General features: G+C 72.2%; 10 protein-coding genes. 5 read left to right on the top strand and 5 right to left on the bottom strand.

Going from position 1 to position 14,232, the window contains the following annotated elements:
• Positions 1–35 precede the first annotated feature (35 nt).
• Positions 36–2,426, bottom strand: a complete 2,391-nt coding sequence (locus BM424_RS11030; protein WP_093415956.1) for a Tex family protein — start codon at positions 2,424–2,426, stop codon at positions 36–38.
• Between the two features lie 456 nt (positions 2,427–2,882).
• Here BM424_RS11030 and BM424_RS11025 point away from each other — a divergent pair, with 456 nt between their 5' ends.
• On the top strand, positions 2,883–4,070 hold the full coding sequence (locus BM424_RS11025) for a lysozyme (protein ID WP_245775767.1): 1,188 nt from the start codon (positions 2,883–2,885) through the stop codon (positions 4,068–4,070).
• A gap of 195 nt (positions 4,071–4,265) precedes the next feature.
• On the top strand, positions 4,266–8,318 hold the full coding sequence (locus BM424_RS11020) for a tetratricopeptide repeat protein (RefSeq protein WP_175548033.1): 4,053 nt from the start codon (positions 4,266–4,268) through the stop codon (positions 8,316–8,318).
• A 1-nt stretch (position 8,319) separates the two neighbouring features.
• On the opposite strand, the gene BM424_RS11015 is transcribed toward BM424_RS11020, so the two are convergent.
• The gene (locus BM424_RS11015) at positions 8,320–8,634 is read right to left on the bottom strand and encodes a hypothetical protein (RefSeq protein ID WP_093415951.1); all 315 of its coding nucleotides are present in this window, start codon (positions 8,632–8,634) and stop codon (positions 8,320–8,322) included.
• A gap of 225 nt (positions 8,635–8,859) precedes the next feature.
• On the opposite strand from BM424_RS11015, the gene BM424_RS11010 reads away from it, so the two are divergent.
• From BM424_RS11010 to BM424_RS11000, 3 genes are read left to right on the top strand one after another with little or no spacing between them, the layout of a single operon-like run.
• Positions 8,860–10,020: an acetyl-CoA C-acetyltransferase gene (locus BM424_RS11010; RefSeq protein WP_093415950.1), complete on the top strand. Its 1,161-nt coding sequence runs from the start codon at positions 8,860–8,862 to the stop codon at positions 10,018–10,020.
• A 6-nt stretch (positions 10,021–10,026) separates the two neighbouring features.
• Entirely contained in the window at positions 10,027–10,488 is a 462-nt protein-coding gene (locus BM424_RS11005; RefSeq protein ID WP_093415948.1) for a MaoC family dehydratase N-terminal domain-containing protein, read from the top strand.
• Complete coding sequence (locus BM424_RS11000) at positions 10,488–10,916, top strand: MaoC family dehydratase (protein ID WP_093415947.1); 429 nt, start codon at positions 10,488–10,490, stop codon at positions 10,914–10,916. Before BM424_RS11005 ends, BM424_RS11000 begins: the two co-directional genes overlap by 1 nt.
• Before the next feature lie 49 nt (positions 10,917–10,965).
• Here BM424_RS11000 and BM424_RS10995 read toward each other — a convergent pair whose 3' ends face one another.
• The 3 genes from BM424_RS10995 to BM424_RS10985 all read right to left on the bottom strand — a co-directional run bounded on the left by BM424_RS10995 (position 10,966) and on the right by BM424_RS10985 (position 14,232).
• On the bottom strand, positions 10,966–12,033 hold the full coding sequence (locus BM424_RS10995; RefSeq protein ID WP_093415945.1) for an acyl-CoA dehydrogenase family protein: 1,068 nt from the start codon (positions 12,031–12,033) through the stop codon (positions 10,966–10,968).
• Between the two features lie 112 nt (positions 12,034–12,145).
• Positions 12,146–13,120: an acyl-CoA dehydrogenase family protein gene (locus tag BM424_RS10990; RefSeq protein ID WP_093415944.1), complete on the bottom strand. Its 975-nt coding sequence runs from the start codon at positions 13,118–13,120 to the stop codon at positions 12,146–12,148.
• Positions 13,117–14,232 (bottom strand): acyl-CoA dehydrogenase family protein, encoded by a 1,116-nt coding sequence (locus BM424_RS10985; protein ID WP_093415942.1) that lies wholly within the window; start codon positions 14,230–14,232, stop codon positions 13,117–13,119. The genes BM424_RS10990 and BM424_RS10985 overlap by 4 nt, the downstream gene beginning before the upstream one ends.

The following is a 14,232-nucleotide window of genomic DNA, read 5'->3' as shown; positions in this document are numbered from 1 at the left end:
ACGCGCATCGCCGGGAGCCCCTCGTCGGTTCGCGATCAGTTCTTGCCGAAACCGGCCCTGCGCAGCGCCTCGGCCATCGCCCCGCTGGGAGCGTCGTTGCGCTGGCGGCCACCACCGCCGCGGTTCTGCTTCCCGCCGCCGCGGTTGCCGCCGCCGTTGCGGTTGCCCCCGCCACCGTTGCCGCCGCTGTTGCCGCGGCCGCCACCTGCGCGGACGCCCTGCTCGGCGCGCTCGGGCTTGCCGCCCTTGCCCGGCTCGTCGTCCAGTCGCAGCGTCAGCGAGATCCGCTTGCGCGGGATGTCGACGTCGAGGACCTTCACCCGGACGATGTCGCCGGACTTGACCACGTCGTGCGGGTCGTTGACGAAGTTCTTCGACATCGCCGACACGTGCACCAGGCCGTCCTGGTGGACGCCCACGTCGACGAACGCGCCGAACGCCGCCACGTTGGTGACCACGCCCTCCAGCGTCATGCCCTGCTGCAGGTCGGCGATCTTCTCGACGCCCTCGGCGAAGGTCGCCGTCTTGAACTCCGGACGCGGGTCGCGGCCCGGCTTGTCCAGCTCGGCGAGGATGTCGGTGACCGTCGGCAGGCCGAACTGCTCGTCGACGAAGTCCTGCGGCCGCAGCTGCTTGAGGACCTTCGCGTTGCCGATCAGCGCGTCGATCTCGCTCTGCGTGGAGGCCAGGATCCGGTGCACCACCGGGTAGGCCTCGGGGTGCACGGCCGAGGAGTCCAGCGGGTCGTCGCCGTCCGGGATGCGCAGGAAGCCCGCGCACTGCTCGAACGCCTTCGGCCCGAGCCGGGCCACGTCCTTGAGCGCCTTGCGGGTGCGGAACGGCCCGTTGCCGTCGCGGTGGCTGACGATGTTCTCCGCGAGGGTCTCGCTGATGCCCGACACGCGGGTCAGCAGCGGTGCCGAGGCGGTGTTGACGTCCACGCCGACGGCGTTCACGCAGTCCTCGACCACCGCGTCCAGCGAGCGCGACAGCTTCGACTCGGAGACGTCGTGCTGGTACTGGCCCACGCCGATCGACTTCGGGTCGATCTTGACCAGCTCGGCCAGCGGGTCCTGCAACCGGCGGGCGATGGACACCGCGCCGCGCAGCGACACGTCCAGCTCCGGCAGCTCCCGCGAGGCGTAGGGCGAGGCCGAGTACACCGAGGCGCCGGCCTCGGAGACCGAGACCTTGCTCAGCTTGAGCTCCGGGTGCTTGCCGATCAGCTCACCGGCCAGCTTGTCGGTCTCGCGGGAGGCGGTGCCGTTGCCGATCGCGATCAGGTCCACCTCGTGCCGCTGGGCCAGCTCGGCGAGCTTGGCCAGCGCCTGGTCCCACTGCCGCTGCGGCTGGTGCGGGTAGATGGTGTCGGTGGCCACGACCTTGCCGGTGCCGTCGACGATCGCGACCTTCACGCCGGTCCGGTAGCCCGGGTCCAGGCCCATCGTGGCGCGCGAGCCGGCCGGGGCGGCCAGCAGCAGGTCCCGCAGGTTCGCCGCGAACACCCGGACGGCCTCGTCCTCGGCGTGCTGGCGCAGCCGCAGCCGCAGGTCCACGCTCAGCCGGGTCAGCACGCGGGTCCGCCAGGCCCAGCGGACCACGTCGGAGAGCCACTTGTCGGCCGGGCGGCCCTGGGCGGCGATGCCGAACTGCTGGGCGATCCGCAGCTCGTAGGAGGTCGGGCCCTCGACCGGCGTGCCGTCGTCGGGTTCGAGGGACAGCTCCAGGGCCTCCTCGTTCTCGCCGCGGAACAGCGCGAGGATGCGGTGCGAGGGCAGCGCGGTGAAGGGCTCGTCGAACTCGAAGTAGTCGGCGAACTTGGCGCCTTCCTCCTGCTTGCCCTCGCGGACCTTGGAGACGATCCGGCCGCGCGTCCACATCTGCTCGCGCAGCTCGCCGATGAGGTCGGCGTCCTCGGAGAAGCGCTCCACCAGGATCGAGCGGGCGCCGTCGAGGGCCGCCTGGACGTCGGCCACGCCCTTGTCGGCGTCGACGAAGCCCTCGGCGGTGGCCTGCGGGTCGTTGCTCGGGTCCGACAGCAGCTGGTCGGCCAGCGGTTCCAGGCCCGCCTCGATGGCGATCTGGGCCTTGGTGCGCCGCTTGGGCTTGTACGGGAGGTAGATGTCCTCCAGGCGCGCCTTGGAGTCGGCGGCGTTGATCTGGGTCTCCAGCTCGTCGCTGAGCTTGCCCTGCGAGCGGATCGACTCCAGCACCGTGGCGCGCCGCTCCTCGAGCTCGCGCAGGTAGCGCAGCCGTTCCTCCAGGGTGCGCAGCTGGGCGTCGTCGAGCGCCCCGGTCACTTCCTTCCGGTAGCGCGCGATGAAGGGCACGGTCGACCCGCCGTCGAGCAGTTCGACGGCAGAGGCCACCTGGCCTTCGCGGACCCCGAGCTCCTCGGCGATCTTCTGATGAACAGTCGTCGTCACGTTTCCTGGTTCCGCCTTCTCTGCGATCTTCGCCAGATCCGATCGAGCATTGTGCCCGACCCGACACCTGGGCAACCGTGCCACTGGACCCGGCGTGTCGGGACCCCCGGGGTCGCCCGCCACCCCTGCCTCGCACCCCATGACGCACGGTGCTCGGAGATGGGCGCTCCGTGGCGCGATCCTCACCAGGGGACAGTTTTAGTGAGAACCGCCCGGCCCCGATGCCCGAAATGTCCGGACAGTTATGGCTAAAACTGTCCCCTGGCGACCCTCGAACCCGAGGTGGGGTGGTGCCGAGGTGGGGGAGCGGTGTGGTTAGGATTCGACAACAGCCGGGGTGGTCTCACGATGCGTAACCGGCCATGTGGGCATCGATACCCGATGGGGTGAAACTAGGTAGTCGTCTAGGTATATACCTCGATGGCAGACCACTCTCCGTCGCGGAGTGTGGGGCTCGTGAAACCCGAGACCCCCGACCACAGCAGATCCCCCGAACACAACGATCCCGCCTCGACCCCGAACGAGGCGACCGAGCGTGGGCGGCACGCGAAGGCGCAGGGTGCCGACTCCGGTCTGCGGACCGCCGCGGATCGAGTGGGCCAGTGGCTGGCGCCGCTGCTCCAGCGCCTCGCGCAGTGGCTGTCCCCGCTGCTGCAGCGCATCACCAACGCCCCCGCCGTGCGGCGCCTCCGGGAGAGGGTTGCGCCGCACGTCCCCGAGTCCGTCAAGAACGCGTCCCGCCTGCGCCCCGTGCAGGTGGCCGCCGGCGTCGCCGCCGTGGGCGTCGTCGGTCTGATCATCGGCGGTGTCACCGGCGGTGACGAGCGCGACGTCGAGGAGGCCGCCGTGGCCGCCCCGATGGCCGCCCAGCAGAACCCGGCCGCCGCGCAGCAGGCCCCGGTGGCCGACCAGAAGAAGGCCGACCCGCCGCAGACCCGCGCGGAGACCAAGTCCGAGACCAAGGCCGAGGCGAAGACCGAGGCCAAGGACGAGGCGCCGGCTCCGCTGGGCCCGCCCGTCGAGGGCATCGACGTGTCCAACCACAACGGCAACATCGACTGGAAGCAGGTCGCGGCCGACAACAAGAAGTTCACCTTCGTGCTGGCCAGCGACGGCACCGACTTCACCAACCCGAAGTACTCCGAGCAGTACCACGGTGCCAAGGACGCGGGTCTGATCGCCGGCGCCTACCACTTCGCGCGGCCCGACGATTCCGACGGCGCGACCCAGGCCAACCGGTTCCTGGACATCATCGACTACAAGAACGACGGCAAGACGCTGCCTCCGGTGCTCGACCTGGAGGTCGACCCCAACGGCGGCAGCTGCTACAGCATGAGCGTCGACCAGATGCACCAGTGGACCAAGGCGTTCAACGACACGGTCAAGCAGCGCACCGGCAAGGACCCGATCATCTACGCCAACCCGTCCTTCTGGAAGCAGTGCATGGGCGGCACCGACACCTTCAGCAACCACAACCTGTGGCTGGCCGCCTACGAGGTCGACAGCCCGACGGTGCCCACCGGGTTCCAGGACTGGGACTTCTGGCAGTACACCGACAAGGGTTCGGTCGCCGGCATCAGCGGCAACACCGACATCAACCAGTACAAGGAAGGCTTCGAGCGCCTCAAGCAGCTCGCCGGCTGACCGAGTGCTGACACCACCGAGAGGAGCGGGTCGTCCATCGCATGGGCGGCCCGCTCCTTCGCGCGTGCGGGCGAAAGGTGGCCGCGGCCGGTTCCCCGACGCGCCGAGGGCGATATTCTCGTGATCGACGATCACCCGATCGGAGGGCGCAGCGGAATGTCACGGTGGGAGCAAGAGGTCACTCGAGCGAGGCAGTTGCTGCTCGACAGTGATCACGACGCCGCGGCGCAGGCGTTACGCACCGTGCTGGACGAAGGCGACTACGAAGCCGCCGCCCAGGCCGGGCTGATGCTCGGCGCGATCCTCACCGAGAACGACGACCTCACCGCCGCCCGCGACGTGTACCAGCGGGTGATCGACTCCGGACATCCCGAGCACGCCCAAGCCGCCGCCCTCGCCCTCGGCCACCTGCTGCTCAACACCGGCGAACTGCCCACCGCCCAGGTCCTGCTGCGCTTCGCCACCGAAGGCGCCGAGCCCGACGAGGCCGGTCGCGCCGACGTCCTGCTGGCCCAGGTGCTCCAGCAGCTCGGCGACACCGGTGGGGCCCGCGAGGCCCGCACCCGCGCGCTGTCCTGCGGGGACCCGGCGGTCGTCGAGGCCGCCCAGCAGCTGACCCTGCCTCCCGAGCGCTCCGAGGGCACCGAGTTCCTGCAGATCGCCTACCAGCGCGCGCTGGCGATGCTGGAGCAGGGACGCGACCACGACGCCGAACCGCTGCTGCGCAAGCTCCTCGACAGCGGCCACCCGCACTACGGCTCGCTGGGCGCGGGCAAGCTCTACGCGCTGCACGTCGACGACACCGACGTCACCCGCCGTCTCGCCGAGCAGATCATCGAGCTCGGCCATCCCGAGCACCTCGCGTGGGGGCACGTGCTGCTCGGCGGCGTGCTCGTGGCGCTCGACGACCCGGCCGGGGCCGCGCGCGCCTACGAGCGCGCCGCGCAGGACCCGCGGCCCAGCGTGCGGCTGCACGCGCTGATCCAGCTGAGCCTGCAACTGCGCCGGATGGAGCGGATGCCGGAGGCCCGCCGGGCGTTGCAGCGGGTCATCGACAGCCGCCACCCGCGGCTGAGCCTGGAGGCGCTGGGCGTGCTCGCCGAGATCCAGCGCGACACCGGCGAGGTCGACGCCGCCATCGAGACCTTCGGCCTGGTCGTGGCCTCCGGCCACCCGGACAAGGCGCCGCGCGCCGCCTACCACGTCGGGGTGCTGCGCTACGAGCGCGGCGAGCGGGACGCGGCGATCGAGTCGTTCCGCGTGGCGGCGCAGGCCGAGGACACCAACGTCGCGCACGAAGCCGAACTCGCGCTGTCCACGATGGACTTCCAAAGCCCCGACGGCGCAACCGGTCCTGGCGTGGAGGACACCGCGCGCCTGGTGGTCCCGCCGATCGAGCCGGAACCCGCCGAACCCGAGTCACTTGACGCCGCCGAGCTGGAGCGCCGCGCGCACCGGGCCGCCGCGTCCGGCGACATCGCGGCCGCCCGGGAGGCCTACCAGCGCCTCGTCGAGCACGACCCCGGCACCGCCGCACGCGCCCGGATCTCGCTGGGACTGGCCGAAGCCGCGCTGGGCGACCCCGCCCGCGCCCGGCAGCTGCTGCGCGGCGTCGCCGCCGAGGGCGGGAGCCAGGCCCGTCGCGCCGCGTTCGTCGAAGCGCTGCTCGCCGAACCGGATGCGCGCGGCGTCCTGCCGGTGCTGCTGCGCATGGAACGCGACGACGAGTCCGAAGTGGACTCCATGCTGGCCGGGGCCGAACCGGCCGTGCGCGAGCTCGCCGAGGCGGCGCGCGTCGAGCGCACCGGCCAGACCCCCGCCGACGGGCTCGCTCGGCTCGCCGAATCGCCCAACACGCTGGTCGCCACCACCGCGCGCACCGCCCTCGCCGAGGAGCTGGTCGGCCGCGGGGAGCACGAGCAGGCGCGCGGGCTGCTGCAGCGCGTCGTCGACGCCGGGCACCCGGCGCTGCGCCCGTGGACCGCGTGCCGGCTGGGCGAGCTGCTCATGGAGCACGGCGAACCCGACGGCACCATCGCCGCGTTCGAAACCGCCCTGGCCACAAGGCATCCCGCGATCCTCGGCGAGGTGTTCGGCAAGCTCTCGCTGATCTACCGCACGCTGGAGCGCACCGAGGCACTCACCGACCTCTACCAGCGCACCGCCGCCAGCGGGCACCCGGAGTTCGGGCCGCGTGCCGCGTTCCTGCTCGGCGAGCACCACGTGGAGCACGACCGCCTCGACCAGGCGCTGGAGCTGTTCACCCGCGCCGCCGGGTCGTCCTCGACGGCCGCACCGGTCGCGGTGTTCGCGATGCGCGCGCTGCGCCAGGAGCTCGAACCGGCGCGGTCGAGCTTCCTGCTGCTGGCCGACGAGGACGAACCGCACTACACCGCCACCCAGCTGTGCCTCACCCTCGCGCACCGCTACCTGCGGCGCGGCATCCCGGACTTCACCGACTGGGCGCTGCGGCTGGTCTCCGAGGCCGGGCACGCCGAGCTGCGCCAGCAGGGCCTGCTGTTCCTCGGCGCGCTGCGCGAGGAGAACGGCGACACCGACGGCGCGCTGCGGGCCTGGAAGCAGGCCGCCGAGGGCGCCGATCCGGAGGAGGCCGCCGTGGCGAAGGTCAGCACCGCCGAGCTGCTGCGCCGCCAGGGCGACGACGAGCGCGCGGCCGAGCTGCTGGCCGAGGTGGCCGCCGCCGGGGTCACCAGCTCCGAACGGGCGGTCGCGATCCTCGCCGAACTGCGGGCCACCACCCCGGAAACTCCGGCACCGCAACAGGAAGCAGCCGAGCAGCCGCAGGAGGACGACGACGTCGAGGAGCGCGCCCAGCGGCTGCTGCGCGAGGGCGACGTCGAGGCGGCGCGGGCCGCGATCGCCGAGCACCTCGGCTCCGGTCGGGTCGCCGACTTTTGGTGCGCGCTCGGGACCGACCTGGCCGCGGCCGCGCGTCTGCTGGCCGAGGCCGACGGCGAGGACGCCCGCGCGTGCTCCGAGCTGGCCCTGGACTTCGGCCGCCGCGCGCAGGCCTCCGGCGGAGCCGACGCGCCCGCGTACTTCCGCCTGGTCGCCGACCACGGTCATCCCGCCGCGCTGCCCAAGGCGCAGATCGCGCTGGGCAAGCTCGCCGACCAGCGCGGCGAGAACGCGATCGCGCTGAGCTGGTACCGCCGCGCGATCCGCACCGGCGAGCCCGCCGCCATCGCCCGGGCCGGGGTGCTCGTGGCCCAGCTGCTGATCCGGGTGCACGACCTCAACGGCGCGATCGCCGTCGCCCGCCACGCCAAGGCGGAGGGCACCGGCACCGCGGTGGTGGAAGCCGGTGTGCTGCTGGGACATCTGCAGCACCGGGTCGGCGAACCCGCCGCGGCCAAGCAGGCGTGGGACGAGACCGAGGCGGCCGCCGAGTCGCCCGAGATCTTCGGCGTGGCGCTGCACCGCCGCATCCGCGCGGTCGGCGAGACCGCGCCGGAGTCCGCGGAGATGCTGTTGCGCGCCGCCGAGTCCGAGGACCCGGGCACCGCGGTGGTGGCGCACCTGCTGCTGGCCGACCGGACCGAGGAGCGCGCCGAGCGGACCCGCTGGCTGGAGCGCGCGATCGAGCTGGGCGTGCCGGTGCACTCCGATTCCGCCCGCAGCAGGCTCGGCGAGCTGCTGCTGGAGGACGGCGACACCGAGACCGCCCGGCGGCACTTCGAGCGGGTCAGCGCGTGCGAGGACCCGGAGGTCGCGGCGCGCGGCGAGTTCGGCATCGGCCTGATCCGCTACGAGGCCGGGGACATGCCGGGCGCGGTGCACGCGTTCGTCAAGGCCGCCGGGCACGTGCCGGAGGCCGAGCTGGGGGAGGACGCGATGAACAACGTGCGCGTCGTCCTCGACGAGCAGCGCGCCCACGGCGATCACCTGGAGGCCGCCGACACGCTGCGCCGGATGACCGAGGTGGTGCCGGAGGAGCACGTCGCGGAGTGGGCGCAGGAGACGGGATCGGCGCTGCTGGCCGCCGACGACGCGGAGGCGGCGCTGGTGTACCTGCGCTGCGCGGTGGAGATCGGCGCACCGGACCCGTCGCCGGAAGCGGTGCTGGCGCTGGGCGAGGCGCTGCACCGGCGCGGTGATCTGGCCGGGGCCCGGCAGGCCTACGAGCGGGTCCTGGGTGCCGGCGAGCACCTGGCGGCGCAGGCGAACTACCGGCTCAACGAGCTGCGCGCGGACGAGACGCCCGTGGGCAGCAGGGAAGCGCGCTGACTCAGACGCGGATGAGGCTCTCCGGCAGGGCCAGCACCTGGTCGACGACCTCGATGACACCACCGGCCACGCGCCAGTAGGCTGCGCTGTCGTCGGTGCGGATCTCGCCGCGGCGGGGAACGCGGGCGGCGCGGACGTGGTCCTCGGCCAGGACTTCGACGATGTCGATGACATCGCCGTGCGGGCGCACGTAGATCAGCGCCTCGAGCTCGCCGGAACCGTCCCGCACCGGTGGCATGAGCTGGAAGCCGCGCAGCACCAGCTGCCGCAGCCACATGCTCGGGTCGGGTTCGTCCGCCTCGTCTGACGAGAGCATCTGTCTCCCCCAGATTCTTTCGTCGCAGATCATCCGCACGTGCACGTGCAATCCGCAGACTCTAACACAGCGGAGAGCAACCAGTCGATCACGCGGAGTGAGTGCACCAGGCGTTCGCAGGGCGAACGCCTTTCGGCTCGGTACAACCAAACGCTTGCTTGTTTTCGGGCGTCGTCCGGGACTACTCTCGAACCCTGCCAGTGGTGGCGACGGAAGGGACTCCTCATGGCGGAGGCGTACATCATCGACGCGGTGCGCACACCGGTCGGCAAGCGCGGCGGCGGGCTCAGCGGGGTCCACCCGGCGGACCTGTCCGCGCACGTGCTGCAGAACCTGGTGGACCGCACGGGAATCGACCCCGCGGCGGTCGACGACGTGGTGTGGGGCTGCGTCGACACCGTCGGCGCGCAGGCGGGCAACATCGGCCGCACCGGCTGGCTCGCGGCCGGCTACCCCGAGCACGTCCCCGGCGTCACCGTGGACCGCCAGTGCGGGTCCTCGCAGCAGGCGGTGCACTTCGCGGCCCAGGCCGTGATGTCCGGCGTCAACGACCTGGTGATCGCCGGTGGCGTGCAGAACATGTCGGCGATCCCGATCGGCAGCTCGCTGCGCGGCTCCGACCAGCTCGGATTCCCCCGCGCCTACGGGCCGGACTGCGGATCGGAGGGCTGGGCCAAGCGCTACGGCGACGAGGTCGTCACCCAGTTCCGCGGCGCCGAGCTCATCGCCGAGCAGTGGGACCTGTCCCGCGAGGCGATGGAGGAGTTCGCGCTGACCAGTCACCTGCGCGCGATCGCCGCCGTCGACGGCGGGCACTTCGACCGCGAGACCGCGCCGCTGGCCGGCGTCGAGCACGACGAGGGACCGCGCCGCGACACCTCCAAGGACAAGCTCGCCGGGCTCAAGACGCTCAGCGACGGCGGGCGGCTCACCGCCGGTGTGGCCAGCCAGATCTCCGACGGGTCGGCGGCGTTGCTGGTGGCCTCCGAGCAGGCGGTGCGCGAGCACGGGCTGACCCCGCGCGCCCGCGTGCACCACATGAGCGTGCGCGGCGACGACCCGGTGAAGATGCTGACCGCGCCGATCCCGGCGACCAAGCACGCGCTGGAGCGGACCGGCCTGAAGGCCTCGGACATCGACGTCGTGGAGATCAACGAGGCCTTCGCCAGCGTCGTCCTGGCCTGGCTGAAGGAGATCGACATCGACCCGGCCCGGGTCAACCCCAACGGCGGCGCGATCGCCCTGGGCCACCCGCTGGGCGCCACCGGCGCGAAGCTGATGACCACCATGCTCCACGAGCTCGAACGCACCGGCGGCCGCTACGGCCTCCAAACCATGTGCGAGGGCGGCGGCACCGCCAACGTCACCATCATCGAACGACTGTGAGGCGACGTGTCGATCAACAGGGACTACATCGGTTTCGAGTTCACCTCGGACGAGGCCTACGAGGTCAGCCGCGGCAAGATCCGGGAGTTCGCCGACGCGATCGGTGACCCCAACCCGGCCTACCGCGACCCGGCGGCGGCACGCGCGCTCGGGCACCCGGACGTGATCGCGCCGCCGACCTTCGGGATCGTGGCGACCGGTGCGGCGTCGGAGAAGAACCCGATCCTGCGGCCGGACTTCGGCCTGAACTACCGGATGGTGGTGCACGGCGAGCAGAAGTTCAGCTACCGCAGGCCGATTCGCGCCGGGGACGTGCTCAGCACCCGGGGCCGGATCGTGGAGATCCGCGACGCGGGCAAGAACGAGCTGGTGCGCATCGAGACCGAGATCGTCGACGTCGACGGCGACCTGGTCGGGACCGCGGTCAACACGATCATCTCGCGGGGAACCGCGGAAGGAGGGCGATGATGGCCGCGAGCGTGGCGTTCGACCAGGTCGAGGTCGGCACCGAGATCCCGTCCGAGCGCTATCCCGTCCAGCGGTTGACGCTGGTGCGCTACTGCGGTGCCTCGGGCGATTTCAACACCATCCACTGGAACGAGCGGATCGCGAAGTCCGCGGGACTGCCGGACGTGATCGCGCACGGCATGCTCACGATGGCCGAGGCGGCCCGGCTGGTCACCGACTGGGTGGGCGACCCGGGCGCGGTCGAGGAGTACGGCGTGCGCTTCGCCAAGCCCGTCGTCGTGCCGGACGACGACACCGGCGTCGAGGTGGAGGTCGCCGGCCGGGTGACCGAGAAGCTCGACGACAACCGCGCGGTGGTGGAGCTGTCGGCCACCTCTGGTGGCGTCGAGGTCCTGGCCAAGGCCAGGGCGGTCGTCCGGCTCGCCTAGGAACCACCACGAGCGGCTGCTCCGCCTCCCCGGTGGAGCAGCCGCTCTTTCACGCGTGCAGCAGGGTCGCGCGGTGGGCGCTCGGGGTGCCGAACAGCTGGGTCGCGGCGTGGGCGCGCTTGAGCTGCAGGTGCGCCTCGTGCTCCCAGGTGATGCCGATGCCGCCGTGCAGCTGCACCCCTTCGGCGGCGATCGCGTAGTGCGCCTCGGTGCAGGCCGATTTCGCCATCGCCGCCAGTTCGCTCGCCCGCTCGTCGTGGGTCGCGACCGCCCAGGACGCCGCGTAGGACAGCGAGCGGGCCGATTCCACGGCGACGTAGCAGTCGGCCAGCCGGTGCTTGAGCGCCTGGAACGAGCCGATCGGACGGCCGAACTGGGTGCGCATCTTGGTGTACTCGACGGTCTCGTGCAGCCAGCGCTGCGCCGCGCCCACCGACTCCGCCGCCACGGCCGCGGCCGCGACGTCGACCAGCCGCTGCACCGGCAGCGCTCCCACCGGGCGCGCGGGCGTGCCGTCGAGGTGGACCTCGGCCATCCGGCGGGTCAGGTCCAGGGGAGTGGTGGCGACCGCGGCGGCCGCGTCGGTCTCGAACAGCACCGGCTCGCCGTCGCGGGTGGCCAGGACCAGCAGCACGTCGGCCTGCGCCCCGTCGAGCACGTGCGCCTTGCGCCCGGTGAGCCCTCCGTCGTCGGTCGCCGTGGTGCTGAAACCATCCGTCCGCCAGCCGGTTCCGGGCTCGGCCCAGGCCAGCGCCGCGATCGTCTCCCCGCTCGCGATGCCCGGCAGAAGCCTCTCGCACGCCTCGGCGTTCCCGGTGGCCAGCAGCGCCTCGGCGGCGAGCACGGCACTGCTCAGGAACGGGATGTCGGACAGCCGCCGCCCCAGCTCCTCCACCACGATCAACGTCTCCAGCAGGCTGAACCCACCACCGCCGAACTCCTCGGGAATCCCCAGGGAATGCGCCCCCACCTGCTCGGCCAGCTGGGACCACACCTCCCGGTCGAACCCCTCGGCGACCTCCTCCGGCTCACCCACCACGGGCCCGCCCCGCCGCTCCAGCAGCCGCCGCACGACGCCTCGCAGCTCCTCCTGCTCCTCGCTGAACGCAAACCGCACAACAACCTCCCACGTCCGAGTCACTCCGGTCGAAAAACCGCAACATTCGTCGTGTCGAAAACCGCAGCATTCGTCGCGTGAAAACCGGGGTTTTCGACTGGCGGACACCCGTTCAGGGGGTGCCTACGGGTGTTTTCGGGTCGGTGGCCAGGGACGTTGCGATGCGGCGGCGGTGCCAGGTGGGGGTGCCCCAGGACTGGCGGAGGGCCGCGGTCTTGGTGAGGTGGCGGTGGAGGTCGTGCTCGGCGGTGTAGCCGATGGCGCCGTGGACCTGCAGGGCCGTGCGGGCCGTGAGGTGGGCCGCGTCGGCGGCGGCGAGCTTGGCCGCGGAGGCGTCCCGGCCGCCGTGCGGGCCTCCGGCCGAGAGGGCCGCGCCGCGGATGAGGGGGCGGGCGAACTCCAGCTTGAGCAGGGCGTTGGCCAGGTGGTGCTTGACCGCCTGGAACTCGCCGACCGGTTTCCCGAACTGCTGCCGCTGCGTGACGTGCTCGGTGGCCAGGTCCAGCATCCGGTGGCCGAGCCCGAGCAGGTACGCCGCGCAGCCCAGCACCGCCAGGTCGAAGGCGCGCTCGAAGTCCGCTCCGGCGACCTCCTCGCCGCCGGTCGAGGAGACCTCGAACAACCGCCGCGCCGGATCGAAGGATTCCCTGCGCCGCACCGAGATCCCGGACAGCTTCCGCGTAGACCCGGGCCCGCACGCGTAGACCTCGTCGGCCAGGTCGGCGTCCAGCGCCCACGGCACGTGCGGTGCCACCACGGCCGTGCGCACGGCGGCGTCGGCCGCCAGGTCCGGCACCAGCGCGGGCAGCAGCGCCAGTGACTCGATCACCGGTCCCGGCAGTCCCGCGTACCCGCATTCCTGCAGGCAGAGGGTCAGTTCCACCGGGCCGAGCCCGAGTCCGCCGCGCTCCTCGGGCAGCGTCACACCGGTGACCCCGAGCTCGGCCAGGCTCTGCCACAGCTTCCGCCAGCCCTCGGCGTCCCCGTCGGCCCACGCGCGGGCGATGCCCGGCACGTCGGCGGTGGTGAACACCGAGCGCAAGGTGTCGGCCATGTCCTGCTGCTCGGGTTCGAGCACGAACCTCATCGCGACCCCCTCGGCAGGCCGAGCACCCGCTCGGCGGCGATGTTGCGCTGGATCTCGTTGGTGCCGGCGTAGATCGGCCCGGCCAGCGAGAACAGGTATCCCTCCACCCACGAGCTCGACTCCGCCTCGGGACCCAGCAGGTCCCAGGCGGTTTCGTGCATCGCGGTGTCCAGTTCGGACCAGAAGATCTTGTTCAGGCTTGCTTCGGCGCCCAGCCCGGCGCCGTCGAGCACCTTGGTGACGGTCTCGAACGTCGCGAGCCGGTAGGCCTGCGCGGAGATCCACGCGTCGACCACCCGGTCGTCGTCGAGCGCGCCGGGCACCTCGGTGAGCCGCTGCGCGGTGGCCAGGAACCGTCCCGGGCTGCGCAGGGTCAGGCCGCGTTCGTTGCTCGCGGTGCTCATCGCGACCCGCCAGCCGTCGCCGACCCCGCCGAGCACGTCGGCGTCGGGCACGAAGACCTCGTCCAGGAACAGCTCGGCGAAGGCCGGTTTGCCGTCGATGCGCTGGATCGGCCGCACCGTCACCCCGGGCGCGTCCAGCGGGAACAGGAAGTAGGTCAGCCCCTTGTGCCGGGGCGCGTCGGGGTCGCTGCGGAACAGGCCGAAGGCGATGTCGGCGAACGCCGCCCGCGAGCTCCAGGTCTTGTTGCCGCTGAGCAGCCAGCCGCCGTCGACGCGCCGCGCGGTCGAGCGCAGGCCCGCCAGGTCGCTGCCCGCCTCGGGCTCGGACCAGGCCTGCGCCCAGATGTCCTCGGCGGCGGCCATCCTCGGCAGGTAGCGCTGCTTCTGCTCGTCGGTGCCGTGCTCGAACAGCGTGGGCGCGAGCAGGAAGATGCCGTTCTGGCTGACCCGGCCGGGCGCCCCGGCGGCGTAGTACTCCTCCTCGAAGAGCACCCACTGCAGCAGCGACGCCCCTCGGCCGCCGAACTCGCGCGGCCACGACACCACCGACAACCCCGCCGAGTGCAGCAGCTTCTCCCACTCGCGGTGGGCGGCGAACCCCTCGGCGGTCTCCAGCGAGGGCAGCGGCTCGGCGGGCACGTGCTCGCGCAGCCACTCCCGCACCTCGTCGCGGAAGGCCAGGTCGTCCTCGGAGAGCTCCAGGTCCAC

Source organism: Saccharopolyspora flava (genome assembly GCF_900116135.1).
GTDB classification, from domain to species: domain Bacteria; phylum Actinomycetota; class Actinomycetes; order Mycobacteriales; family Pseudonocardiaceae; genus Saccharopolyspora; species Saccharopolyspora flava.
This window is presented reverse-complemented; position numbering and strand designations above follow the sequence as displayed.

Excerpts from the sequence above, each read along its gene's own strand:
- BM424_RS11015 (WP_093415951.1), bottom strand. The coding sequence starts at position 8,634 with ATGCTCTCGTCAGACGAGGCGGACGAACCCGACCCGAGCATGTGGCTG.
- BM424_RS11000 (WP_093415947.1), top strand. The coding sequence starts at position 10,488 with ATGGCCGCGAGCGTGGCGTTCGACCAGGTCGAGGTCGGCACCGAGATC.
- BM424_RS11010 (WP_093415950.1), top strand. The coding sequence starts at position 8,860 with ATGGCGGAGGCGTACATCATCGACGCGGTGCGCACACCGGTCGGCAAG.
- BM424_RS10990 (WP_093415944.1), bottom strand. The coding sequence starts at position 13,120 with ATGAGGTTCGTGCTCGAACCCGAGCAGCAGGACATGGCCGACACCTTG.